This window comes from Thermophilibacter sp. (assembly GCF_966187215.1).
Window position 1 is genome coordinate 31,189 of sequence record NZ_CBIFYV010000002.1, and the last position, 25,320, is coordinate 56,508.

At 69.3% G+C, this 25,320-nt stretch carries 19 protein-coding genes and 1 riboswitch; of the genes, 11 read left to right on the forward strand and 8 right to left on the reverse strand.

Features of this window, described 5'->3' with window-relative positions:
- Window positions 1-24: 24 nt before the first annotated feature.
- Window positions 25-522: a type II toxin-antitoxin system VapC family toxin gene (locus ACWTSU_RS00260; RefSeq protein ID WP_455137897.1), complete on the reverse strand. Its 498-nt coding sequence runs from the start codon at window positions 520-522 to the stop codon at window positions 25-27.
- Window positions 519-881, reverse strand: coding sequence for a type II toxin-antitoxin system RelB/DinJ family antitoxin (locus tag ACWTSU_RS00265; RefSeq protein ID WP_455137898.1), 363 nt, complete (start codon window positions 879-881; stop codon window positions 519-521). The genes ACWTSU_RS00260 and ACWTSU_RS00265 overlap by 4 nt, the downstream gene beginning before the upstream one ends.
- Window positions 882-984: 103 nt before the next feature.
- Here ACWTSU_RS00265 and ACWTSU_RS00270 point away from each other — a divergent pair, with 103 nt between their 5' ends.
- Window positions 985-3,120 (forward strand): HelD family protein, encoded by a 2,136-nt coding sequence (locus tag ACWTSU_RS00270; protein WP_455137899.1) that lies wholly within the window; start codon window positions 985-987, stop codon window positions 3,118-3,120.
- A gap of 180 nt (window positions 3,121-3,300) precedes the next feature.
- On the opposite strand, the gene ACWTSU_RS00275 is transcribed toward ACWTSU_RS00270, so the two are convergent.
- Together ACWTSU_RS00275 and ACWTSU_RS00280 are read right to left on the reverse strand one after the other, a co-directional pair.
- A complete protein-coding gene (locus ACWTSU_RS00275; protein ID WP_455137900.1) occupies window positions 3,301-5,985 on the reverse strand; it encodes a cation-translocating P-type ATPase in 2,685 nt (894 codons plus the stop codon).
- Window positions 5,986-6,114: 129 nt separating this feature from the next.
- Complete coding sequence (locus tag ACWTSU_RS00280; RefSeq protein ID WP_455137901.1) at window positions 6,115-6,909, reverse strand: HAD-IIB family hydrolase; 795 nt, start codon at window positions 6,907-6,909, stop codon at window positions 6,115-6,117.
- Window positions 6,910-7,098: 189 nt separating this feature from the next.
- Here ACWTSU_RS00280 and ACWTSU_RS00285 point away from each other — a divergent pair, with 189 nt between their 5' ends.
- Window positions 7,099-8,463 carry a DUF711 family protein gene (locus tag ACWTSU_RS00285; protein ID WP_455137902.1) on the forward strand — a complete coding sequence of 455 codons (1,365 nt, stop codon included), beginning with the start codon at window positions 7,099-7,101 and terminating at the stop codon, window positions 8,461-8,463.
- 166 nt (window positions 8,464-8,629) lie between these two features.
- Here the strand turns inward: ACWTSU_RS00285 and ACWTSU_RS00290 are convergent, their stop codons facing one another.
- Window positions 8,630-9,754 (reverse strand): hypothetical protein, encoded by a 1,125-nt coding sequence (locus ACWTSU_RS00290; RefSeq protein ID WP_455137903.1) that lies wholly within the window; start codon window positions 9,752-9,754, stop codon window positions 8,630-8,632.
- A gap of 232 nt (window positions 9,755-9,986) precedes the next feature.
- Window positions 9,987-10,913: a UDP-N-acetylmuramate dehydrogenase gene (murB, locus tag ACWTSU_RS00295; RefSeq protein WP_455137904.1), complete on the reverse strand. Its 927-nt coding sequence runs from the start codon at window positions 10,911-10,913 to the stop codon at window positions 9,987-9,989.
- 86 nt (window positions 10,914-10,999) lie between these two features.
- A riboswitch (FMN riboswitch) is annotated at window positions 11,000-11,141 on the forward strand.
- Window positions 11,142-11,146: 5 nt separating this feature from the next.
- On the opposite strand from murB, the gene ACWTSU_RS00300 reads away from it, so the two are divergent.
- The 5 genes from ACWTSU_RS00300 to ACWTSU_RS00320 all read left to right on the forward strand — a co-directional run bounded on the left by ACWTSU_RS00300 (window position 11,147) and on the right by ACWTSU_RS00320 (window position 19,232).
- A complete protein-coding gene (locus tag ACWTSU_RS00300; protein ID WP_455137905.1) occupies window positions 11,147-11,722 on the forward strand; it encodes an ECF transporter S component in 576 nt (191 codons plus the stop codon).
- 5 nt (window positions 11,723-11,727) lie between these two features.
- Entirely contained in the window at window positions 11,728-13,491 is a 1,764-nt protein-coding gene (locus ACWTSU_RS00305) for an ABC transporter ATP-binding protein (protein ID WP_455137906.1), read from the forward strand.
- Entirely contained in the window at window positions 13,491-14,285 is a 795-nt protein-coding gene (locus tag ACWTSU_RS00310) for an energy-coupling factor transporter transmembrane component T family protein (protein WP_455137907.1), read from the forward strand. Before ACWTSU_RS00305 ends, ACWTSU_RS00310 begins: the two co-directional genes overlap by 1 nt.
- Window positions 14,286-14,411: 126 nt before the next feature.
- A complete protein-coding gene (locus tag ACWTSU_RS00315; RefSeq protein WP_455137908.1) occupies window positions 14,412-18,146 on the forward strand; it encodes a phosphoribosylformylglycinamidine synthase in 3,735 nt (1,244 codons plus the stop codon).
- A gap of 126 nt (window positions 18,147-18,272) precedes the next feature.
- The gene (locus ACWTSU_RS00320; RefSeq protein WP_455137909.1) at window positions 18,273-19,232 is read left to right on the forward strand and encodes a DMT family transporter; all 960 of its coding nucleotides are present in this window, start codon (window positions 18,273-18,275) and stop codon (window positions 19,230-19,232) included.
- Between the two features lie 201 nt (window positions 19,233-19,433).
- Here the strand turns inward: ACWTSU_RS00320 and ACWTSU_RS00325 are convergent, their stop codons facing one another.
- Window positions 19,434-20,744, reverse strand: a complete 1,311-nt coding sequence (locus tag ACWTSU_RS00325) for an MFS transporter (RefSeq protein WP_455137910.1) — start codon at window positions 20,742-20,744, stop codon at window positions 19,434-19,436.
- Between the two features lie 93 nt (window positions 20,745-20,837).
- On the opposite strand from ACWTSU_RS00325, the gene ACWTSU_RS00330 reads away from it, so the two are divergent.
- The 4 genes from ACWTSU_RS00330 to ACWTSU_RS00345 all read left to right on the forward strand — a co-directional run bounded on the left by ACWTSU_RS00330 (window position 20,838) and on the right by ACWTSU_RS00345 (window position 24,193).
- The gene (locus tag ACWTSU_RS00330) at window positions 20,838-21,602 is read left to right on the forward strand and encodes an SDR family oxidoreductase (protein ID WP_455137911.1); all 765 of its coding nucleotides are present in this window, start codon (window positions 20,838-20,840) and stop codon (window positions 21,600-21,602) included.
- A gap of 157 nt (window positions 21,603-21,759) precedes the next feature.
- Complete coding sequence (locus ACWTSU_RS00335; protein ID WP_455137912.1) at window positions 21,760-22,311, forward strand: RNA polymerase sigma factor; 552 nt, start codon at window positions 21,760-21,762, stop codon at window positions 22,309-22,311.
- On the forward strand, window positions 22,308-23,225 hold the full coding sequence (locus ACWTSU_RS00340; protein WP_455137913.1) for a hypothetical protein: 918 nt from the start codon (window positions 22,308-22,310) through the stop codon (window positions 23,223-23,225). Before ACWTSU_RS00335 ends, ACWTSU_RS00340 begins: the two co-directional genes overlap by 4 nt.
- 329 nt (window positions 23,226-23,554) lie before the next feature.
- Complete coding sequence (locus tag ACWTSU_RS00345; RefSeq protein WP_455137915.1) at window positions 23,555-24,193, forward strand: serpin family protein; 639 nt, start codon at window positions 23,555-23,557, stop codon at window positions 24,191-24,193.
- A gap of 17 nt (window positions 24,194-24,210) precedes the next feature.
- On the opposite strand, the gene rhuM is transcribed toward ACWTSU_RS00345, so the two are convergent.
- Window positions 24,211-25,170 carry a RhuM family protein gene (gene rhuM, locus ACWTSU_RS00350; protein ID WP_455137914.1) on the reverse strand — a complete coding sequence of 320 codons (960 nt, stop codon included), beginning with the start codon at window positions 25,168-25,170 and terminating at the stop codon, window positions 24,211-24,213.
- Window positions 25,171-25,320 lie beyond the last annotated feature (150 nt).

A 25,320-nucleotide genomic window follows, 5' to 3' on the forward strand; every position in this document is an offset into this window, starting at 1 on the left:
ACCAAACCACGATAGCACGCCCCCTCAGGCGCGCGCCCTCAGCACCTTCACCATGTCCGCCGGCGAGAGCGCCGCCACCGTCGAGCGCTCTCTGAGCGCACGGTCATTGGTGACCAGGTAGTCCGCCTCGGAGCGCTTGGCCGCCGCGAGCACCACGTTGTCCTCGAGGTCCCCGGTGAGCGTACGGTACTTGCAGGCGAGCCAGAGGTCGGACTCATCCATGCCCACGGCGACGGCCAGCTCGCGCACGTTGTCCACGCAGCCCCACGCGATGCGCCTGATGGCCTCGGCGTCACCGGGGGAGAGCTCCTCTCGCTCAGAGTAAGAAATGCGCTTGAGCTCGCGAGTGAGCAGATAGAAGATGTCCTTGAGCGAGGACGCGGGATACAGCAGCTGGGCTTCCGCTTCATGCGCAGCATTCACGAACGAGCACGCAGGCTTGCAGCCCGCTCGGGTCCCCAGGAAGTAGTCAATCCAAACGTTAGTGTCAACAAGCAGGCGAAGAGAGACCACAGCGCTCACAAAAGCCCCCTCTCCTCAAGGCGGTCCTGCCATGCCAGCTCCTTGAGCTCCTCATACGAGAGCTCGGGAAGGTGGACCTTGGACATGTTGATCCCCAGCTCGCGCATGCCCTCTTCGACAATGTGCGGACCGCGCAGAACCGGGTCCTTCTCGCTGTCATGTGCGGAGGGCGCGGCGTCCGGCCGCCCCCACAGCAAATCGGCCACCTCCTCGAGGTCCTTGCCGCGACGCGCGACCTTCTCCCAGAGAGCGCGCACCAGCTCGGAAGGGGTGCGCCCCAGGCTGGCGATTGCCGCGTCCCCCCGCTCCTTGAGTCCGCGTTCCATCCGGATGTTCATCTGCGCCGTCAGCTCAGCCATGTCCTCTCCTTCCACAGCTATACCGTATAGCTATTGTATCCACTTGCCGCGATGGCGTACCATGGATAACTCGAATTTCTCGCCCGGACGGCAGGAGGAGCCCATGGCCGACCAGACCTCCCAGCACGACGACCCGATCTTCCGGCAGGAGCAGGCCCACCTCACGGAGCTCTACGCCCAGCTGGTCCAGATTCGCGACGCCATCTCGGCCGAGCTCGAGCGGACCCACGCCACGTCGGTCAAGGACCTGCTCGAGATGAGCGAGGAGGTCAACGTCGACGTCCTGGACGTGGACGACCCCAACTACGACGACCTCGCCGAGGCGGCCGCGTCCATCGAGGCGCTCAACTCCATCATCGACGCCTACAACCAGCACCACGACCTCAACGTCGACAAGCTGCGCCGTGCGATGATCCTGCTGCTGCAGCCCTACTTCGCCAAGGTCACGCTCGAGATGCGCCCCGGCCGCCCGCCGCGCGACGTCTACATCGGCTCGGTCGGCATGACCGACGAGCGCAGCCGCCCGCTCGTGGTGGACTGGCGCAGCCCCGTGGCCGAGACCTACTACAACCAGGAGATGGGCCAGACCTCCTACCAGGTGGACGGCCGCACCCGCACCGTGAACCTGCTGCTGCGCCGCCAGTTCGACATCGTGCGCGACCGCCTCAACTCCTACTTCGACACCACGATCGCCATCCAGGACTCGCTGCTGCTCGGCGCGCTCAAGAGGCGCCACACCGAGAAGCTCCAGGCCATCACCGCCACCATCCAGCGCGAGCAGAACAGAATCGTGCGCCACGAGGACGTGCCGGTGCTGCTGGTCAACGGCATCGCCGGCTCCGGCAAGACGAGCGTGCTGCTGCAGCGCATCGCCTTTTTGCTCTACCAGGAGCGCAAGACGCTCACGGCCGACCAGGTCTGGCTCTTCTCGCCCAACGACGTCTTCGAGAGCTACATCGACCGCGTGCTGCCTTCCATGGGCGAGGCCAACCCGCAGACCGTCACCTGGCGCGCCTTCGCCGAGGGCCAGGGCGCCGGCGGGCGCGACCTGGGACTCGCCACCTCGCCCGAGTCGCTGCGGCGCCTGGACGAGGCCGCGCGGGACCTCTCGCTCGAGCCCGACGACCTGCGCGAGGTGCGCCTCGACGGCGAGGTGCTGCTCAAGGCGGGCCAGGTCCAGTCGGCTGCCGAGAAGTACGCTGAGTTCGGCATCGGGCCGCGCTTCACCGCGCTCGTGAAGGAGGAGCTGCACAGCCGTCTCAACCGCCGGCTGGGCCAGATGGCGCGCAGCGAGGAGGTCCTCGAGGACGTGCTCGCGCTCGACGTTGAGCAGCAGATGGACCTCTTCGGCGAGACTATCCTCGCCGACAACGAGGACGAGGCGCTGCCCTACGCGCGCAAGCTCGTGGAGGCGCGCTACGCCGGGGCGCACGACCAGATCGAGCAGCTGAGCTGGCTCAGGCTCGACCGCGTGGGCATGCGCATGCTCGGCCAGGATGCGCTCTCAGCGGTCGAGTGGCTCTACCTGCGGCTCATCTTCACCGGCACGGGCGAGCGCGCCGCGCGCTTCGTGATGGTCGACGAGGTCCAGGACTACACCGTGGCCCAGCTCATGGTGCTCGCGCGACACTTCTCGCGCGCGCACTTCCTGCTGCTGGGCGACGAGCACCAGGCCATCTTCGAGGGCACCGCGAGCTTCTCCCAGATCGCCGACGTCTTCCGGGAGACGCACGGCAGCGTGGACGAGTGCCGCCTGCTCACGAGCTACCGCTCCTCGCCGGAGATCACCCAGCTCTTCTGCAGTCTGCTCGAGGACGACGAGCGCCGCCAGCTGAACTCGGTGCAGGAGGGCGGCACGGAGCCCGTGATCCGCGCGTTCGCCGAGAAGGACGACTACCTCGCGGCGCTGCGCGCAGCCGTGGCGGAGCCCGGCGAGGGCCTCACGGCGGTCGTGGCCGAGAGCGACGCGCGCGCCAACTGGCTCGCGCGACAGCTCGGCGACGCCGTGACGCCGATCCGCGGCGGGATGTCGCTGCCGGCCGCGGGCGTGGTGCTGCTGCCGCTGCGCGTGGCCAAGGGCCTGGAGTTCGACCACGTGATCGTGCCCGACGCGCAGGCCGAGGTCTACCCCGACGAGCCGCTCGCGCGCCGGAGGCTCTACACCGCCATCTCACGCGCCACGCACCGCGTGACGATCCTCGCCCAGGGTGAGCTCACCCCGCTTCTGGCCGGGCGGTAGCGCCGGGCGCGCGGCCATGCCCTTCGCGCCCCTCGCGCCCTTCTCGCCTTTGTCCCGTCCATACGAACGGTTTGGGGGGCCAGAGCGTTCGTATGAACGGGACTTCTCAAGAAGCTCCTCGCTATACGAACGGTCTGGGAGCCGGAGCGTTCGTATGGGCAGGACAAGGGAGGGGCGCGGCTACTCGTCGCCGCGGTTGACGTGGCGCACGAGGCGCAGGCGGTAGAGCAGCGTCTCGCGGTGGTTGTCCCAGAGCTTGAACGCCTCGGCCACCAGCGTGGGCACCACCGACAGTGCCAGCGTAATCGCCCAGCTCACCGGACCGATCGGCGCCAGGCCGAAGAGCGCGCCCACGGGCTCGACCAGCACGAGCGCCGAGAAGGCTGCCACGATGGCCGCCGAGCTCCACACCAGCGGCATGTTGTCGCGCACCGTGCGCCGGAAGACCGAGCCGCGCGTGCGCACCGTGAAGACGTGCAGCACGCTCGTGAACGCCACCACCAGAAAGCACATCGTCTGGCCCGCGGCGAGCGACGGGCCCTCGCCGCCCGGCAGCCACGCGAAGGCGCCGAGCCAGAAGGCGAGAAGCCCCACCGCTGCGAACGCCACCGTCTGCTGGCCGATGGCCCGCGAGATACCGGTGAAGAAGCTCTCCGTGCGCCCGATGGGCCCGCGCGCCATGATGCGCTCGTCGGAGCGGTCGCGCGCGAGGTTGAGGCCGGGCAGGCCGTCGCCGAGCACGTTGATGAGCAGCAGCATCACCGGCGTGAGCGGCGTGCCCCAGCCCGCGAGCTGCGCTCCGAGCATGATCACGATCTCCGAGAGGTTGCACGCCAGCAGGAAGTACACGGTGCGCTTGATGTTGGAGAAGACGTTGCGCCCCTCGCGCACGGCCGCCACGATCGTGGCGAAGTTGTCGTCGGTGAGCACCATGTCGGCCGCCGCCTTGGCGACCTCGGTGCCCGAGCGGCCCATCGCCACGCCCACGTCGGCCGCGCGCAGGGCTGGCGCGTCGTTAACGCCGTCGCCCGTCATCGCCACGACCTCGCCGAGCTCCTGCCACGCCTCCACGATGCGGATCTTGTCCTCCGGCGAGACGCGCGCGTAGACCGAGTAGCCACGCACGTTCTCAACGAGCTCCTCGTCGGACATCTGCGCGAGCTGCCGGCCCGTGACCACGCCCGCGTCGCTGCGGAGCAGCCCGATCTGCCGGCCGATCGCCGCGGCCGTGGCCGCGTGGTCGCCCGTGATCATGACCGTGCGGATGCCGGCGCGGCGAGCGCGGGCGATGGCGTCGGCCGCCTCGGCGCGCGGCGGGTCGATGAGGCCCACCAGGCCGTCGAAGGCAAGGTCGCGCTCCAGCTCGGTGAGGTCGCCCGAGGCGGGCAGCTCGTCCACCACGCGGCTGCCGAGCGCCATCACGCGCAGGGCGTCGCGGGCGAAGGCGTCGTGCGCCTCGCCGCGCTCGCGGTGCTCGGCCTCGCTCACCTCGGCGAGCGGCAGCCGGTCCAGCGCGCCCTTGCTGAGCACCAGGTAGCGGCCATCCGCCATGCGGTGCACGCTCGTCATCATCTTGCGCTCGGACGAGAAGGGCACCTCGCCCACGCGCGGCAGACGCTCCTCGAGCTGCGCGCGCGTCTCGCCGCAGGCGAGCAGCAGGCGCGCGATCGCGCTCTCGGACGCGTCGCCCACGATGCGCTCCGCGCCGTCCTCGTCCCGCTCCACGGTCGCGTTGCTCGCGAGCGCGAAGCGGCGCAGGAGGTTGAGCGCCGGACCCTCGGCCAGGCCGTCGTCGCCCACGCGGACCGTGCCCGCGCCGGGCGACCACAGCCGCCGCACGCTCATGCGGTTCTGCGTGAGCGTGCCCGTCTTGTCCGAGCAGATCACCGAGACCGAGCCGAGCGTCTCAACCGCCGGCAGCCGCCTGATCAGCGCGTTCTTCTCGACCATGTTGCGGATGCCGCGCGTGAGCGTGAGCGTGACGATGAGCTGCAGGGTCTCGGGCACGGCCGCCACCGCCAGCGAGACGGCGGCCAGCACCATGCTCCAGAACTCCTCGCCCTGCTGCAGGCCCGTGACGAGAAGCGCGCACGCCGCGGCGGCCGCCACCGCGCTGATCGAGCGGCTCACGCGCCCCAGCCGGCGCTGCAGCGGCGTCTGGAGGCGCTGGGCGTCGTTGAGGTAGCCGGCGATGCGGCCCATCTCGGTGCCCATGCCCGTGGCGCAGACCACAGCGCGCGCGTTGCCGGCCGTGACGAGGCAGCCCGAGAAGACCATATTGGCGCGGTCGCCGAGCGGGGCGTCATCCTCCACCCGGGCCGCCGCGTCCTTCTCGGCGGGCTCGGACTCGCCCGTGAGCGAGGACTCGTCCACGGACAGGCCCACGGCGTCCACGAGCCGCGCGTCAGCCGCCACGAGGTCGCCGGCCTTGAGCAGCAGGATGTCGCCGCGCACGACCTCGGCCGTGTCCGTCTCCACGCGCGCGCCGTCGCGCAGCACCAGGCAGGTGGGGCTGTTGAGGTCGCTCAGGGCCTCGAGCGCGCGCTCGGCGCCGCGCTCCTGCGTGACCGCCAGCACGACGTTCACGACGATGACCACCAGAATCACCGCGGGCTCCAGGTAGCCGTGGCCCTCGCGGATCGCGAGCGCCAGCGACAGCGCGAAGGCGACCACGAGGATGAGGTTGGCCACGTCGCGGAACTGGCGCAGCGCCATCGAGGCCACGCTCTCGGGCTTGGCGCGCTGGTACTCGTTGCGGCCGTCGGCGGCCAGGCGGCGCGCGGCCTCCTGCGACGCGAGGCCGCGCTCGGGGTCGACGGCATGCTCGGACAGGGTCTTCTCTGCGGGAAGGCTCCAAGGGTGCATGGGTTCTCGTTTCTGGTAGGGGTGAGGGCAATCGTGTCCTTCTCTTTAATACCCCCATATTGGTAGGAATAAACCGAGAATCCCGTGGAACCTCAAATGCGCCGCAGCTAGAGGATACCGGCAGCCACCCTAGATGAGCCCGAAGTGCTCCAGGGCCGTCACCACGCCGTCGTCGTGGACGTCGTCGGTCACGTAGTCGGCGCGCTCCTTCACTACGTCGCGCGCGTTGCCCATGACCACCGAGACGTCGGCCAGGTCGAGGATCTCCAGGTCGTTCTCGGAGTCGCCGAAGGCGTAGACGCGCGACGGCTCGAAGCCCAGCGCGTCGAGCAGCGCGCGGCCGCCCACGCCCTTGCTCGTTCCGGGGATCGCGAGCTCGTGGCTGCCCTCCCCCACGTTGAGGTAGGTGTAGCTGCCCATGAGCAGGTCGCTACCCAGGCAGGCGTCGAGGCTCTCGTCGTTGAAGTCGATCTTGCCGAAGTCGATGCGGCCGCCGGCGCGCTCGTAGTCCTCGGGCTCGGGCTGGTCGCCGAACATCGAGAGCCCGCCCGCGCGCCCGCGCACGAGCACGTTGCCGTAGGTCCCCTCGAAGAGCGCCTCCACGCCCACGCGGCGCATCTCGGCCACGGTCTCGCGGAAGAGGCCGCGCTCGATCGTGCGGTCGTAGACCACCTCGCCGCCCAGCTCCACGTGCGTGCCGTCCAGCGTCACGAAGCCGGAGAACGGCAGGTCGAGAAGGTCCTCGATGTTGAGGATGCTGCGCCCGGTGCAGACCACGGCCACGTTGCCCGCCCCCACGAAGGCGCGCACGGCCTCCTGGACGCGCGGCGTGGGCACCACGTGCAGGCCGTCGTTGTAGTCGCGGCAGGTGAGCGTGCCGTCAACGTCAAAGAACGCGACGACGGGCGCGCCGTTGTTGGGCATGGCGGTCCTCCTCGGTCGGGTCATCCGTGACAGCATAGCGCAGCGCCGCCGCACGCCGCGTCCCCGCGGCGACACGCGTCCCCGTGCCGTCGCGCGCGGTCCTTCTCGCCCCGCGCTCTTCTCGCCGCGCCCGGCACGCCCCGTGCCCGTATAATGGGCGCCAGGAACACGCGACGAGAAAGGCCCATCGTGGACATCACCCCCCAGGAAGTCGCCGAGACCCTCTCGATGGTCTCCGAGCAGAACCTCGACCTGCGCACCATCACCATGGGCATCTCGCTGGCGGGCTGCGCCGACGAGGACATGGGTCGCCTGTGCGACAAGGTCTACGACCGCATCACGCGCACGGCCGAGCACCTCGTGGAGACCGCCGACGACCTCCAGAGCGAGTACGGCATCCCCATCGCCAACAAGCGCGTCTCGGTGACGCCGATCGCGCAGATCGCCGCCGGGTGCCCGGACGAGGACCTCTCGCCCATCGCCCACGCCATGGACCGCGCGGCCGAGACCCTGGGCATCGACTTCATGGGCGGCTTCTCGGCGCTCGTGCAGAAGGGCATGGGCAGCGCCGACCGTCGCCTCATCGCGAGCGTCCCCGAGGCACTGGCCACCACCGACCGTGTGTGCTCCTCGCTCAACATCGCGTCCACGCGCGCCGGCATCAACATGGACGCTGTGCTGCTCTCCGCCGAGACCATCCTCGAGTGCGCGCGGCGCACCGTGGACGTTGACTGCTACGGCGCGGCCAAGTTCGTGGTGTTTGCCAACATGGTGGAGGACTCGCCGTTCATGGCGGGCGCCGTGCACGGCTCCGGCGAGGCCGACGCGGTCATCAACGTGGGCGTCTCGGGCCCCGGCGTCATGGCCGCGGCGCTGGAGGAGCTGCCCGAGACCGCGAGCCTCATGGACGTGGCCGAGAAGATCAAGCAGACCGCCTTCAAGATCACCCGCGCCGGCGAGCTCATGAGCCGTGAGGCCAGCCGCCGCCTGGGCGTGGAGAAGGGCATCGTGGACCTGTCGCTGGCGCCCACCCCGGCGGCGGGCGACTCGGTGGCGCGCATCCTGGAGATCATCGGCGTGGGCGAGTGCGGCGGGCCCGGCACCACCTGCGCGCTGGCGCTGCTCAACGACGCCGTCAAGAAGGGCGGCGTCATGGCGTCCTCAAGCGTGGGCGGCCTGTCCGGCGCGTTCATCCCGGTCTCGGAGGACGCGGGCATGATCCGCGCGGCCGTGGACGGCGCGCTCTCCATCGAGAAGCTCGAGGCCATGACCTGCGTGTGCTCGGTGGGCCTGGACATGATCGCCGTGCCCGGGGACGCCTCGGTGGAGGCCATCGCCGGCATCATCGCCGACGAGATGGCCATCGGCGTCATCAACACCAAGACCACGGCGGTGCGCCTCATCCCGGCCATCGGCAAGGCAGAGGGCGACATGCTCGAGTTCGGCGGGCTCTTCGGCTCGGCGCCGGTCATGCCGGTCAACCGGCACGCCGGCAGCGTCCTCGCGCACCGCGGCGGCCGCTTCCCCGCCCCGCTCAACTCGCTGAAGAACTAGCGACGCGACGCCCTTCTCGCCGGCGAAACCTCACAGCTAGGCTCTGCTCAACTGCCCGGGCTCAGGAAACCACCAGTTCGCACTGATTCCGGTTGGCGAGAAGAACGACTAGCTGTGAGGTTCCGCAGCGAGAAGGGCGGCCGACAGGCACCCATCAAGCGCCCGGTCACGCCTCCCGTCGCACGCTTGGCATCAGCTGCATGTAGAGCTTGCGCCGGCGCAGGCTCTGGAGGGGTGTGGTTGGCGCGAGCTCGACCCCCAGAACGTGGGCGACCTGATGCGCCAGTAACGTGAAGTCCGGGAGGCTCCTGATGGTGTCGGGGGTGGCACGCAGCACGCAGTAGCCCAGTGTCGCAAGGATGTTCGCGCGGACGGCGTCCGTGCGGGACCGCGACCTGTCACGGCCACCGTGAAACTCGGCGCTGTCGTACTCCAGGGCAACACGGCGCTCGGCCCAGAGGAAGTCCGGGCTCACCTCGTCCCGGTCCGACAGGCTCCCCCGATACGCCGACACGTCAACGGGACGGTTGAGGAGGGGCTTTGCGAGGCCAAAACCACCGAACTCCACGGGAAGCGTGAGCATGAGCGCGAGCGAGGTCTCAAGGGGAGAGGCCGATCCCTCGACCATCAGCTCGCGGACGCGCCGGGCGCGTCGGGTGCCCGGCGACTCCCCCACCTCTGCGATGACGTGTTCCAGGCTCTCCGCGCTCATGAGGGGGCGAAGTCCGTACGTTGCGGACGCGTCGCCCCAGCCGAGTCGATACGTTCCCGCAAACTCGCTCGCCACAACCGTGGCGGACACAAGCCGCCGAACGCGCTCCCACTCCAGGGGATGGTCGACCACCGGCCTGTCATCCAAGCCGAGGTCGGCGAGCAGCCCCGTCTCGGCGCGCACGGCGTCCACGTGCGCGTCCAGGAGGGCGTCGAGCTTGCCCTGGACGGAGCAGAGCTGAATGACTGCCAGCTCAGGGCCACTGACCAACACATCAGGGCCGACGGCCAGGAGGGACCCTGCGGGCAGGACGCCACTCCACACATGGAAGCGCGCTGCCTTTCCGCTGCTGCGCGCCGCCTGCGCTGGCACCAAGAGATCGACCGGCGTGGAGACACACCCAAGAGCGCGCAGGCTCTTCTCGGCGCCACTGTCCCTAAAGTCACGCTGCCCCGAGACGCAGGCATTCGCCGAGGGCAGCCGACAAGGGGACCACGGCCACCGGTCGGGCATCGCGCCCGCACGAGAAAGCTGGCGCAGAGCCTCGCATGCCGACTCGTGGCTCACAAAGGCATACATGACGGTCACCCCAAGGGCGTGAGGCGCACAACCGACACCACGCCGACATGAAACCTCACAGCTAGTCTGTTTTTCTTGAGCCCGCTTTCTTCTCAACGGGCTCTTTATGCGCGACTATAGCGCGAAGAAAGACTAGCTGTGAGGTTTCGGGCAAGGGAAACGAGAGGGGCGCTCAGGGCGAGAAGGACCGCGGCGGAACGAGAAGAGCGCCCGGCGACGCCGCCCCCGCCCGCTACCAGCCGAGCATCCGCACCTCGGGCTCCAGCCGCACGCCAAACTGGCGCTCGACCTCGTCCTGCACGTGAGCGATCACAGCTCGCACGTCGGAGGCCGTGGCGCCGCCGAGGTTCACCACGAACCCGGCGTGCTTCTTGGAGACCGCGGCCCCGCCCACCTGGTAGCCCATGAGACCGGCGTCCATGATGAGCTTGCCGGCGAAGTGGCCCTCGGGCCGCTTGAACGTGGACCCGGCGCTCGGCAGCTCGAGCGGCTGCTTCTCCTCGCGCCGGCGCGTGAGCTCGTCCATCCAGGCGCGGATCTTCTCGGGGTCCCCGCGGCGCAGCGAGAAGGTCGCCGACAGCACCACCAGCCCGTCGCTGGCCACGCGGCTGCGGCGATACCCCAGGTCCAGGTCGGCGGCGTCGATCGTCTCGAGCGAGCCATCCGGGCACGCCACGCGCACGCTCCCGAGCACGTCGGCCACGCAACCGTCGTAGGCGCCGGCGTTCATGAAGCACGCGCCGCCCACCGAGCCCGGAATCCCGCACGCGAACTCGAGCCCGGTCAGCCCCAGCTCGCAGGCCATCTCGGATGCCTCGCGCAGGTCGACGCCCGCCTGGCAGCAGATCTCGGTGCCGTCCACCGTGACGCCCATGAGCCCGTCGCCCACCGCCACGATCACGCCGCGGTAGCCCTCGTCGGACACGAGCAGGTCGGACCCGCGCCCCAGCACGAAGCGCTCGACGCCGGCCTCGTCACAGGCGGCCAGGACGTCGCGGACCTCGCCCGGGTCCTCCGGGATGACGTAGAGGTCCGCCGGACCGCCCACCCTGAACGTGGTGTGCTCGCTCATGGGCTCGTCGACCAGCACGTTCCTCTCGCCGACGATGGAACGGAGGCGCCACGCTAGGGGTTCGGGGCCGCTGTCGCTCTCGGACATGGCTTCCTTTCTCGCTGCGAACAGGTGCTGAACAGTATAGCGCGACCCCTCCGCGCGCCCCGCGCCGAGAAGTGCTACACTCGCGCCGTCAGTTTCAGGGCGGGGTGAGACTCCCCACTGGCGGTGACGGCGGCGTGCGCGCCCCGAAGTCCGCGACCCGCTGAAAAGGCGGCTGACCCGGTGAGAGTCCGGGACCAACGGTTACAGTCCGGATGGAAGAAACGGAGGCCTTCATGGCTGCTTTCACGCACGTCTCGCACGACACCCACTCCACCACCGCAGGCGGTTCCTGGTCCACGCGCCGCATCGCCACCACCGCGCTGCTCTGCGCGCTGGCGTTCGTGCTCACCTTCGTCGAGGTGCCCATCTTCCCGCCCGCGCCGTGGCTCATGTACGACCCGTCGGGCATCGTCGCCTTCGTGGCCGCCCTCGTCTTCGGCCCGGCGACCGGCGCCGTCACGGTCGTACTCCCCTGGGTGCTCAAGACGCTCTTCAGCTTCAACCCCTACGGCCACTTCATGGCCGTTCTCGCCGGGCTCACGCTCGTCCTCCCCGCCGCCGCGATCGCGCGGCGCCTGGGCGGGACGCGTGGCCTCGTCGCCGGGATGGTCGTGGGCGCCGTGGTGTCCATCGTTGCCAGCGTTCTTGGCAACATCGTGGTGACGCCGCTCTACACCGCCGTCTCCACCGCCGACGTCATCGCGATGATCGTGCCGATCCTGCTGCCGTTCAACGCGCTCAAGGTCGTGCTCAACTGCGTGGTCACGGCCCTCGTGCAGCGCCCGCTGTCCCAGGTCCTCTCCGCCTAGGACGGATGGCCGAGAAGGACGTGGGCGCGCAGGTCCCGGACACACCCGTCAGGCTCTCGCACGTGACGCTCGTCTACGGGGACGGCACGCGCGCGCTCGACGACGTGTCGCTCGAGGTGGCGCGCGGCGAGCGGGTGTGCGTGCTCGGCGCCAACGGGTCTGGCAAGTCCACGCTCGCGTCCGTGATCTGCGGGCTTCTCGCCCCCGACGAGGGCACGGTCGAGCTCGCGGGCGAGCGCGTGTGCGCGAACGGCGCGCCGGACCTGGAGGCGTACCGTCGCGCGCGGCGCTCGCTCGGCCTGGTGTTCCAGAACCCGGACGACCAGATCGTCACGAGCGTTGTGGAGGACGACGTGGCCTTCGGCCCCGAGAACCTCGGTCTCCCGCGCGAGCAGATCGCGGAGCGCGTGGCCCGCGAGCTGCGGCGCGTTGCGATGCAGGACTACGCCCGCGCCGACCCCGCGCGCCTGTCGGGCGGCCAGAGGCAGCGCGTGTGCATCGCCGGCGCCCTGGCCATGGAGCCCGCCGTGCTCGTGCTCGACGAGCCGGGGTCGCTGCTCGACGTGCGCGGCCGCGCCGCCATCCTGCGCGTGATGGGACGCCTGGCCGCCGCGGGCGCCACGCTCGTGCACGTGACCCACTTCATGGACGAGGCGCTCGAGGCCGACCGCGTGATCGTGCTCGACCACGGCCGCGTGGTGCTCGAGGGCGCGCCGGCCGAGGTCTTCTCGCACGGCGAGAAGCTCGCGGACCTGGGGCTCGAGGTGCCCTTCGCGGCGCGCCTCTCGTCGCGGCTCGGCCTGCCCTGGACCTGCGACGAGGCCGCTCTCGTCGACGAGATAGCCTCCCGCGCGAGACAACGGGGACAGGTTCGTTTGTCTCATTGCAAGACTGATGAGACAAACGAACCTGTCCCCGTTGTCTCAGTCATCAGCGTGGAGCACGCGTCCTTCTCGTACGACGCCCGCTCGCGCGCGCTCGATGACGTCTCGCTTGAGGTGGCGCCCGGCACCTCGACCGCGATCGTGGGTCAGACCGGCTCGGGCAAGTCGACCCTGCTGCGCCTGATCTGCGGCCTCGAGGCGCCCGACGACGGCCGCGTGGTCGTGGCCGGCTCCGACACCTCAACGCGCCGCGGCCGCCGAGCCGTGCGCCGCGCCGTGGGCTACGTCATGCAGCACCCCGAGCGCCAGCTCTTTGCCGAGACCGTCGAGAAGGACGTGGCGTTCGGCCCCCGCAACCTGAAGCTCCCCGCCGAGGAGGTGCGCCGGCGCGTGGACCCCGCGCTCGAGCTCGTGGGCCTGGAGGGGCGGCACGACGCCTCGCCGTTCAGGCTCTCGGGCGGGCAGCGGCGCCTCTGCGCGCTCGCCGGCGTGCTCGCCATGGAGCCCGCGGTGCTCGTGCTCGACGAGCCCACGGCCGGCCTCGACCCGCGCGGGCGCGCCATGCTGCGCGCGGTGCTCGCCCGCCTGCGCGAGCGCGGCGTGACGCTCGTGCAGGTCACGCACTCCATGGAGGACGCCGCGCGCTCCGACCGCGTGATCGTGCTCAACCAGTCGCACGTCATGGCAGCGGGCGCGCCGCGCACGGTCTTCTCGCCCGCCAACGAGCGCCGGCTCGCCGAGGCCGGGCTCGGCACGCCGCGGTCGCTGCGCGTGGCGCGGGCGCTGGAGGCACGGGGGCTGGGCGATCTCGGCGAGCCGATTACCACCGACGAGCTCGTGGCCGCGATCTCCCCGCTCCTCGGCCGCGCGGGGGGCGACGCCTGATGGCGCTGCGCATCGACATCGGCCAGTACTACGCCGCGGACTCCCCCGTCCACGCGCTCGACGCGCGCGTCAAGCTCTGCTGCGCGCTCGTGAGCCTCGTGGCGGTGTTCTGCGCGTCCAACCTGCCGCAGCTCGCGACCGGCGCGACCTTCACGGCGCTCGCGCTGGGGCTCTCCCGCGTGCCGGCGGGCCGCGCGATCGCGTCGGTGCGCCCGCTGCTGGTGTTTCTCGCCGTGCTGTCGCTCTTCAACCTCGTCTTCGTGCAGACCGGCGACGCGCTCGCCAGCCTGGGCCCGCTCACGGTGACCACCGGCGGCGTGCGCGCCGCCGTCACCTATACCGCCCGCTTCGCGCTGGCGCTCGTGCTCGGCTCGCTCATCCTGCTCACCACCACGCCCACGCAGCTCGCCGACGCCCTCGACCGCCTGCTCGCTCCGCTCTCGCGCGTGGGGCTGCCCGGCCACGAGATCGCGATGGTCTTCTCGCTGATGCTGCGCTTCGTGCCCACGCTCGCCGACGAGGCCTCCGCGATCGTGGACGCCCAGGCCCTGCGCGGCGGCGCCTTCGACGAGGGCGGGCCCGTGCGCCGGGTGCGCTCGCTCGTGCCCGTGGTGGTGGCCCTGCTCGCGAGCGGCCTGCGCCACGCCGACGGTCTCGCCCGCGCGCTCGACGCCCGCTGCTACGAGGGCGGCGCGGGTCGCACCCACCTGCACGAGCCGCGCCTCGGCAGACACGAGGCCGTTGCGGTCGCGGCGACCGCGGCGTTCGTGGCCCTTCTCGTCCTGCTCGCCTAGTCGCCCGCCGGCCCCTCGCGCCCTTTTCGCGCCCCTCCGACGCCCCGTCCCGCCCCATCGGCGAACGGTAGGGTTTTGCCGTAGAATGGTGGAACCTATCGCATGAGGACCGGGAGGTAGCAGCGGATGGTCTCGCGCATCTACGTAGAGAAGAGGGCCGGCTTCGACGGGGAGGCACGCTCCCTCGCACACGAGCTGAGGTCGCTGTTGGGGCTCGACGCCCTCACCGGCCTGCGCATCATCAACCGCTACGACGTGGAGGGCATCGACGCCGGGCTCTTCGAGCGCTGCGTGCCCACGGTCTTCTCGGAGCCGCAGACCGACGTGGCCACGCCCGAGATGCCGCCCGTGGCCAAGGGCGCCGCGGTCTTCGCCACGGAGTTCCTGCCCGGCCAGTTTGACCAGCGCGCCGACTCCGCGAGCGAGTGCATCCAGCTCATCAGCCAGGGCGAGCGGCCCACGGTGCGCTCGGCCAAGGTCTACGTGCTCGAGGGCGCCCTCACCGCCGATGACGTCGCGGCCGTCAAGCACTACGTGATCAACCCCGTGGAGGCGCGCGAGGCCTCCCTCGAGCCGCGCGAGACGCTCACCCAGCGCCCGCCCGAGCCCGACGCCGTCGAGGTGCTCGACGGCTTCCTGGAGCTCGACGACGCCCAGCTCCAGGCCTTCATCGACGAGCGCGGCCTGGCCATGGACCTCGCGGACATCCGCTTCTGCCAGAGCTACTTCGCCGACGAGGGGCGCGTCCCCACGATCACCGAGATCCGGATGATCGACACCTACTGGTCGGACCACTGCCGCCACACCACCTTCGGCACCGCGCTCGAGAACGTGGAGATCGACGACGCCGTGGTGCGCGCCGCCTTCGAGCGCTACCTCGAGATGCGCCACGAGCTCGGGCGCGACGAGAAGCCCGTCTGCCTGATGGACATGGGCACGATCGGCGCCAAGTACCTCAAGCACACCGGTCAGCTCACCGGCCTCGACGAGTCCGAGGAGATCAACGCCTGCACCGTCAAGGTCAAGGTGGACGTCAACGGCGAGGACCAGGACTGGCTCTTCCTCTTCAAGAACGAGACGCACAACCACCCCACCGAGATCGAGCCCTTCGGCGGCGCGGCCACCTGCATCGGCGGCGCCATCCGCGACCCGCTCTCCGGCCGCAGCTACGTCTACCAGGCCATGCGCGTCACCGGCGCGGCCGACCCCACGGTCCCCGTCTCCGAGACCATGGAGGGCAAGCTGCCACAGCGCAAGCTCGTGACCACCGCCGCGGCCGGCTACTCCAGCTACGGCAACCAGATCGGCCTGGCCACGGGCCAGGTCAGCGAGCTCTACCACCCGGGCTACGTGGCCAAGCGCATGGAGATCGGCGCCGTGGTGGGCGCCACCCCGGCCAGCCACGTGCGCCGCGAGTGCCCCGCCCCCGGCGACGTCATCGTGCTGCTGGGCGGGCGCACCGGCCGCGACGGCATCGGCGGCGCCACCGGAAGCTCCAAGGCCCACAACGTCGAGTCCCTCGAGAAGGACGGCGCCGAGGTCCAGAAGGGCAACCCCACCATCGAGCGCAAGCTCCAGCGCCTGTTCCGCCGCGAGGACGCGTGCCGTCTCATCAAGCGCTGCAACGACTTCGGCGCGGGCGGCGTCTCGGTGGCCATCGGCGAGCTGGCCGACGGCCTGGACATCAACCTCGACCTCGTGCCCAAGAAGTACGAGGGCCTCGACGGCACCGAGCTCGCCATCTCGGAGAGCCAGGAGCGGATGGCCGTGGCGCTGGCCGCCGCCGACGTGGACGAGTTCCTCGGCTACGCCCGCGAGGAGAACCTCGAGGCCACCCCGGTGGCCACCGTCACCGCAGAGCCGCGCCTGCGCATGCGCTGGCGCGGGGACACCATCGTGGACGTGAGCCGCGCGTTCCTCTCGTCCAACGGCGCACCCAAGGCCACCAACGTGCACGTGGAGGCGCCCGAGGAGTACGAGCGCACCTGGGCCGGCGACACCCTCGCCGAGAAGATGCGCTCGCTCGTGACCGACCTCAACGTGGCCTCCAACAAGGGCCTCTCCGAGCGCTTCGACTCCACCATCGGCGCGGCCACCGTGCTCATGCCGTTCGGCGGCCGCACGCAGCTCACGCCGGCGCAGGCCATGGTCGCCAAGCTGCCCGTGGACGGCGAGACCACCACGTGCTCCGGCATGGCGTGGGGCTTCAACCCCTACCTCATGAGCGCCAACCAGTACACGGGCGCCTACCTGTCCGTCGTCGAGTCCGTGAGCCGCATGGTGGCCGCCGGCTTCGAGCACGAGCGGCTCTACCTCACGTTCCAGGAGTACTTCGAGCGCCTGCGCGACGTGCCCGAGCGCTGGGGCAAGCCCACCGCGGCCCTTCTCGGCGCCCTCATGGCGCAGGTGGACCTGGGCATCGGCTCGATCGGCGGCAAGGACTCCATGTCCGGCAGCTTCGAGGACCTCGACGTCCCGCCGACGCTCGTCTCGTTTGCCACCGGCCTCGGCGCCGTGGACCGCGTGACCTCGCCCGAGCTCAAGGGCGCGGGACACCGCGTGGCCGTGCTCGTGCCCGACTACGAGGACGACGGCCTCACGCCCAGCGCCGCGTCGCTTCTCGCCGTCTACGACCTCGTGGAGGGCCTGGTGGCGCGCGGCGACGCGCTGGCCGTCTCCACGCTCGGCTACGGCGGCGTCGCGGAGGCCGCGTTCAAGATGTGCGTGGGCAACCGCCTGGGCCTCGAGGTGGCGCCGGCCTTCGGCGCGGACGCCCTCTTCTGCCCGTCCTACGGCAGCTTCCTCGTTGAGCTGGCCGACGACGCCGAGCTGCCCGAGGCGCCGGACAGCGTCACGGTCTCCGTCTTTGCCACCACCACGGATGCCTACGAGCTCGTGGCCGACGGCGAGACGATCGACCTCGCCGAGCTCCAGGAGGCCTGGGAGGGTGCGCTCGAGGGCGTCTTCCCCTACCGCGCCGACGGCGAGAAGGTCCAGGCGGTCTCGTTCGACGCGACGGCAAAGGGCGTCACCCGCTCCGCCCCGACCGTCCACGTGGCGCGCCCGCGCGTCATCATCCCCGTCTTCCCGGGCACCAACTGCGAGTACGACACCGCGCACGCCTTCGAGCGCGCCGGCGCCGAGGCCGACGTCTTCGTGATCAACAACCTCACGCCCGACGCCGTGGCCGAGAGCACGCGCGAGCTGGCCGCGCGCATCCGCAAGAGCCAGATCGTCATGATCCCGGGCGGCTTCTCGGGCGGCGACGAGCCCGACGGCTCGGCCAAGTTCATCACCGCGTTCTTCCGCGCGCCCGAGGTCACCGAGGCAGTGCGCGAGCTGCTGCAGAAGCGCGACGGCCTCATGCTGGGCATCTGCAACGGCTTCCAGGCCCTGGTCAAGCTGGGCCTGGTGCCCTACGGCGACATCCGCCCGATGACCGACGAGTGCCCCACGCTCACGTTCAACACCATCGGGCGCCACCAGAGCCGCCTGGTGCGCACGCGCGTGGCGAGCACGCTCAGCCCGTGGCTGTCCAAGTGCGAGGTCGGCGACGTGCACAACATCGCGATCAGCCACGGCGAGGGCCGCTTCGTGGCCTCTGACGAGCTGCTGGCCCAGATGCTGGCCGCCGGCCAGGTGGCTACGCAGTACGTGGGCGAGGACGGCGAGCCGAGCATGGCGCTCGACGTCAACCCCAACGGCTCGGTGCTCGCGATCGAGGGCATCACGTCGCCGGACGGCCGCGTGCTGGGCAAGATGGGCCACACCGAGCGCAGCGGCGCCGGCCTCTACAAGAACGTGCCGGGCAACGCGTACCAGCCGCTCATCGAGGGCGGAGTGGCGTACTTCACGGCATAGCCTGACCGCAGGGTTTGCTGCGCCCGGGCTTCTCGCCGGCTCACTGGCTTCGCCAGAAATCGCCGGCCGAGAAGCCCGGGCGCAGCCGCGTACAGGTCCAGAAACTTCAACAGAGGGGTTCTTCTCGTGAGCGATCAGAAGTCGAAGGGGTTTCTCGCCACGACGCCGGGGCTGGTGCTGGCGTGCCTGGGGGCGTGCTTCCTGTGGGGGTCGGCGTTCCCGTGCGTGAAGATCGGCTACGGGATGTTCGCGATCGACGCGGCCGACGTGCCGTCGATTCTTGCGTTTGCGGGAGTGCGCTTCACACTGGCCGGGCTCATGGTGGTTGCGGGCATGAGCGTGGCGCGGCGGCGCCCCTACCTGCCCGAGCGTCGCGACCTGCCCGCCATCGGCGCTCTCTCGGTGTTCCAGACCGTGCTGCAGTATGTCCTCTTCTACGTGGGCCTCGCCAACTGCGCGGGCGTCACGAGCTCCATCCTCGAGGCGAGCAACTCCTTCATCTGCGTGCTGCTCGCCGCGCTCGTGTTCCGCTTCGAGCGGCTCACGGCGCGCAAGGTCATCGGGTGCGTCGTGGGGTTTGCGGGCGTGGTGCTCGTCAACGTGGCCGGCGGGTCCGGCGGCCTCACGTTCACGCTGGCCGGCGAGGGTATGGTGCTCGCTTCCACCGTGGCCGCCGCCACCTCGAGCAACCTCGCCAAGCGCTTCTCCGCGAGCCACGACCCGGTGCTGCTGTCCGGCTGGCAGTTCTTCCTCGGCGGCATCGTGATGATGCTTGTGGGGTTTGGCCTGGGTGGCCACGTCGCGCCCGCCGACGCCGCCAACCCGCTGCCCGCGCTCGCGCTTCTCGCCTACCTGGGCTTCATCTCCGCCGCCGCGTACTCGCTGTGGTCGCTCGCGCTGGCGCTGCACCCCGTCTCACGCGTGGCGGTCTTCGGCTTCATGAACCCGGTCTTCGGCGTGCTGCTGTCCGCCCTGCTGCTCGGCGAGACCGACGTGGTGAGCCCGCTGGTCGCGATGGCCGCGCTCGCGCTGGTGAGCGTGGGCATCGTGGTGGTCAACCGCCCGCCGAGCGGGGCGGAGGCGTAGCTCTCGTCACAAGTTGGGCGATTTTTGCGCGCCCCCATGAGTATCGATCTGTTGTGTACTTTCATTTTCGCAGGTAGGAAAATGAGACTGCAGAAGCCGTACTTCAGAGCTCCCCGAAAAACCGCCCAACTTGTGACAGACGGCCCGCACCCACCCCATCAGGGAGGTGCGGGCCGTCCTCAAGAGCCGCCGATGCGCGCGCTACGAGGCGGGCGTGTAGCCCATGGCCTCGATCTTCTTCCTGCTCACGACGTTGGAGAGGAAGTAGAGCACGGCCACGACGACCATCAGCGCCGCAAAGATGACCCACGCCATGACGTAGTTGCCCGTCGTGTCAAAGACGAGCGCCGCGGCGGTGGGACCGATGATCTGGCCGATGTTGCCCGCGATGTTCATCCAGCCGCTCATCACGCCGTACTCCTTGTCACCAAAGTTGAGCGAGGTGATGAGGAACGGGATGACGGACGGCAGCGCCCCGCCGATCATGTACAGCGGCACCATCACGGTCGCGAACGTCATGTTCTGCGAGGCCAGCGCGAGGCACACGAAGACGCCCGCATAGAACAGCGGCGCGATCACCGAGGTGCGCTTCACGTGCAGCACGTCGGTCAGCACGCCGAGCAGGAACTTGCCGATCACCAGCGTGCCCAGGGCGCCCGCGTAGATCGAGGCGGCCTGCGTCCCGTCGCCGGTGAGCTGCGTGAAGTAGTCGACGCAGTAGTACGAGAAGGCCGAGGCGCCGATCATCGTCACCATGCCGGCGGCGAACTGGCACCACCAGCGCGCGGTCGTGAGCGCCTGGCGCCCGGTGATGCCGGCGCTCTGGGCGGGCGTCGAGCTCTCGGCCGCCGAGCTTCTTGCCAGCTCCTCGGCCGTGGGGTCACCGATGCGCGTCTTGAAGCCCCTGTCGATGGGCATGCTCACCACGAAGATCAGCGCGATGGGGATGACCAGCGCGTTGATGAGCGCCATCGCGAGAAATCCGGTGCGCCAGCCCGACGCCGAGATGATCGAGGTCACGATGCCGATCCACACGAGCGCGCCCGCGCCGCTGCCGAGCATCGCGATGGACATGGCCGTGCCCTTGACCTTGGGTCCGAACCAGTTGCTCACCATGATGGTGGTCGGCAGCGTGGTGGCTCCGGCCCAGCCGATGCCCTGGATGGCGGAGTAGACGTAGAGCTCCCAGATCGAGTTGGCAAAGGACATGAGCACGTAGCACGCGCTGGTCAGCGCCACGCACGCCGTGAGGGCAAACTTCACGGGGATCTTCTTGTAGAACTTCCCCACGAACAGCGAGGCCACCATCATGGTGACGGTCATCAGCGTGTTGGTCTGCGTGTAGGCGGTGCGCGTGATGCCGAGCTCCTCGGTCAGCGGGCCCACGAACAGCGGTGCGCAGTTGACCTTGACGACATAGCAGATGAACATCGGCATGAAGGCGCACACGAGCATGACCCAGCCGTAGTAGAACCTTCCGTCCACCTTCGCGGAAAAGAGCCTCTCCTTCATGTTTTTCTACCTTCTTTCTCTTATAGCTATGTGGTTATATAATGAATACCAATGTAACTCAATATAGATAGTTCGGAAAAGAAAGGATTCGGCATGAAGAACTATTTCGATGTCAGCGGGAAGTACGCGGTGGTCACGGGCGCCTCGTCCGGTCTGGGACGCCAGTTCGCGCTGTGCCTCGCCGAGCAGGGCGCCAACGTCGCCATCATGGCCCGTCGCGTCGAGAAGCTCCAGGATGTCTGCGCGGAGGTCGAGAAGTACGGCGTGCGCTGCCTCGTGGTCCCGTGCGACGTCACCGACACCCAGCAGGTGCGCGACGGCATCGAGCGCATCCACAAGGAGTTCGGGCGCATCGACATCCTCATCAACAACGCCGCCGCCGGCTTTGCCACGCCCGCCGTGGAGACCACCGACGAGCAGTGGCAGCGCGTCATCAACACCAACGTCAACGGCGTCTTCTACGTGGCCCGCGAGGTCGGCAAGGTCATGCTGGAGCAGGGCTACGGCAAGATCATCAACATCGGCTCGTTCCACTGCCAGGTGACGATGAACGGCCTGCCGCGCTCCGGCTACTCCACGGCCAAGGGCGCCGTCTACATGATGACCAAGGCGCTCGCGGCCGAGTGGGCCAAGAGCGGCATCACGGTCAACACGCTCGGCCCCGGCTACTTCAAGAGCGAGATGGCCGACGCCGTCACCGACGAGAGCTACGACCGCGGCATCCGCGAGAACTGCCCGATGGGCCGTCGCGGCAACCCCGGCGAGCTCAACGGCGCCATGCTCTTCCTCGCCTCCGACGCCTCCAGCTACGTGACCGGCCAGCTGCTGCTGGTGGACGGCGGCTGGACCATCGTCTAGCAGGCGTTCGGCAAAAGCCGAGTCGCGACCAACAAAATGACCCGAGGGGGACCGCGCCCCCTCGGGTCATTTTGTTGGTCGCCGGTGCGTGAGGTACCCCCTCCATAGGGAACATTCTGCCCCTCTCGCGCATGTACTGTGTGAGGAGGTGATGCTCATGGCAACCGAGACCCACGAGTCTCGCTCGTGCGGGCGCGGCGAGGCATTCATGCGCCAGGCGATGGCCGCGCATGGCAGCGCGGTCTATCTCGTGGCGCTCGCGCAGACGCGCTGCGAGGCCGACGCCCAAGATGTGGCGCAGGACGTGTTCTTGCGGCTGCTCACAAGCACGTCCGTCTTCACGAGCGACGAGCACCTGCGCGCCTGGCTGCTGCGCGTGACGGTCAACCGCTGCCGGGAGCTCCACCGGGCGCTGTGGCGCCGTCGCGTGGACGCCCTCGACGAGCAGGCGGAGCTGCGGCTCCCCTCGCCGAGCGCCGGTACCGAGGACGCCGCGCTCGCGGAGCTGCGGGCGGACCCGGTGTGGCAGGCGCTCCGCAGGCTGCCCGCAAAGCTCCGCGTGGTGGCGCTACTTCACTACGTCGAGGAGTACGACACCGCGCAGATCGCCCGCATCGTGGGCAGCCCGCCCGCGACGGTGCGCACGCGCCTGCACCGGGCCCGCAAGCAGATGAGACAGATTCTCGAACCGGAGGGAGACGCATCATGAACAAGCAGACGCTTGACCAGTTCAGGGCACACGCACGAGACGTCCGCCTTCCAGAGGGCGTGCGCAGGAGCGTCCTCGCGGAAGCGACTGCCGAGAAGGGCCGCGACTCGCGTCGGCGCGGCATCACGAGACGCGCTGCGGTGGGCGTGGGACTGGGAGCCCTGGGCGCCGCGGCGGCACTTCTCGCCCTGTCAATCGTGACGCGGCCCGACGAGAGGCGGGGCGGCGGTGCGGCGGACAACTGGTTCGCGCTGCGCGCCTACGCCGAGGGCACGTCGCAGGGCTCCGACACGGTGCTCAGCAGCTTCATCGGCACGGCATCCTCGATGGGCGGCGGAGACGATGGCAGCTGGTACACCACGCGATCGATTGACCTCGCCTGCACGGGGTCGAACATCGCGAGCGTCACGTGCGCGCTCGAGGGCGACCGCGTGAGCGCGGTCGGTCAGCCCGACGACCCCGTCACCGAGCCCTGGGTATGGCTGGACGCGCTCTACAACCATCGCGACAGAATCGGTCAGGGCGAGGCGCTTCCCTCCGGCGGCGACTCGTTCACCAGCTTCACCGTGGCCTTCGACGATCTGGCCGCTGACGAGGAGGACTTCAGCCGACAGATCTGGGTGACGTTCCCCACGGACGATGAAATCGAGGCGGCGTCGACACGGGCACACGCCGACGACTCCACGGATGAGGACTACGCTCGCTATCAGGCCCTTCTCGAACGGCGAAGCGCAGGCGTTCTCGCAGGGGTCACGTTCTCACTGACGGCAACCTTCGCCGACGGGAGCACGCTGACCAAGCGCTACGGCATCGCGCCGCGCGACGACTTCGACGAGGTCTGCCTCGCCCACTACGAGAATCCCGAGGCGACGATCGACCCTCAGCTCTTTGTCATAACCGAGCTTGACGCATAGCCGCTAACAGACTCGCGCGCGAAGGCTCCCTTCGGCCGGCGCCCCGGCGTCTACAATGGTGCCAACGCCGTCGGGGGGAGTCGTCATGACCAGCCGCCCCGCTCGCACCCTCGCTCGCGCTGACGGGCAACGGCGCGGCGGGGCAGACGCGCGCCCAGATCGAGCGGGTCGCCGGACGGGACATCGACGGCCTCACCGACTCTCTCCAGGGGTACGCGGCGCTCGCCGACGAGAAGGACTCCCCCATCGCGCTGGCCAACTCCGTCTGGCTGCGCGACTCAGACGGACTGAGCGTCGGCGACGACTACCTCGAGACGTGCCGGGCACGGCTGGGAGCCCAGGTCTTCTCGGCGCCCTTCGACCCCGGGCGGACCGAGGACGCAACGTTCACCCGCGAGGACGGCACCGAGCGCACCGCGCACATGATGCACGCCACCGAGGGCCTCTATCTCGAGAGCGACCTGGCCACGGGATTCATCAAGTCATACGCGGACGACGAGCTCGCCTTCGTGGGGCTGCTCCCCCGAGAGGGGACGTCCGTCTCCGACCTGGTGAGCGACCTGGACGGTGCGAGCCTACGCTCGCTGCTCCTGCCCGTTGACAACACGATCGTCCACATCGGACTGCCGCGGTTAGAGCTCACCTACGAGAACGGCCTGGCGAACGACCTCCGGGCGCTCGGGATGACGGGTGCCTTCGACCCCGAGCTCGCGAACTTCTCGCCCATGGGTTCCTCCGACGACGGGCCGCTCTATGTCGGGGAGGTGCTGCACAAGACCCACGTGGAGGTGGACGAGGAGGGAACGCGCGCCGCAGCCGCCACGGAGGTGGAGATGCTCAGCGGCGCCTCGGCGCTATCCGACCCGCCGCAGGAGCGCGAGGTTATTCTCGACCGGCCGTTCGTCTTCCTCATCGTGGACCAGCGCACCGAGACGCCCGTCTTCATCGGCACGGTCATGGACGTGTAGGCTCTCCCGGCAAACAGTCACACACGATGCAGAAAGTGTCTCACCAGCGCTACCATCACGTCCTTCTCCTCCGGATTTGACTCGGCGATGAGCAGCGTCACCGCGACGAGCGTGCTGTCGTCGATGACCTTGTCGCCGGCCGGGGTGAAGAGCGCTCCGTTGCGGTCGAGGAAGTAGAGGAAGATAGTGGCCGCGATGCGCTTGTTGCCGTCCAGGAAGCTATGGTCCTTCACGACAAAGTACAGAAGGCTGGCAGCCTTCTCCTCGAGCGTCGGGTAGAGGTCGCGCCCGCCGAAGCTCTGGAACACATTGCCGATGGCGCCCTTGAACGACTCGTCCTTCTCCACGCCGAAGAGCGAGCTCTCCTGGCCAAAGCGCATGGAGTCAATCACGCCGCGGCACTCCTCGTAGCCGAGGACGTACGTTGACGGCGCACCGTCAGGCGCCGTGACGCACATATGGTCGTAGTCATCGAGCAGGTCGAGCGCGGCAGTGTAGCTCTGCACGATGTCCAGGACCTGGCGTGTTCCCAGGTCGTTCGGGATGCGCGCCATCGCCTTGGCGACCTGGCCCAGCTGCTCGAGCCGGTGCTCGTTCTCCGCGTGGCCGGTCACGACGTAGCGACGCAGCACGTCCGTGGCCCAGCGGCGAAACTCAACGCCGCGCCGCGACTTTACGCGATAGCCGACGGAGATGATGATGTCGAGGTTGTAGTGCTCGACCTGCCGGACAACCTCGCGATCGCCCTCGAGCCGAACTGTCGCAAATTTTGCGACAGTTCGGTCCTCGCTTCCCGCAAGCTCCTCCCGCAGCGCATTTGCGATGTGCTTGCCGATCGTCTTGACGTCGCGGCCGTAGAGCGCAGCCAACTGGCTACGGTTGAGCCAGATCTCGTCTCCGGCAGGGTCAACTCTCACCGGCAGCGAGACCTCGCCATCCGCAGACTCAAACAGAACGATGTTCTTCTCCGTGCTCATACGTACCTCCGCCCCTCAATCCTCTCGATGGAACGAATGTACGTCTACGACCGGACAAATAATAGGCTCTTCGGAACTTTTGGTGGGTAGCACATCGGCGCGACCGTGACCCCGACGCCGCCCGGCGGTACCATCTCACCGACGGACGGC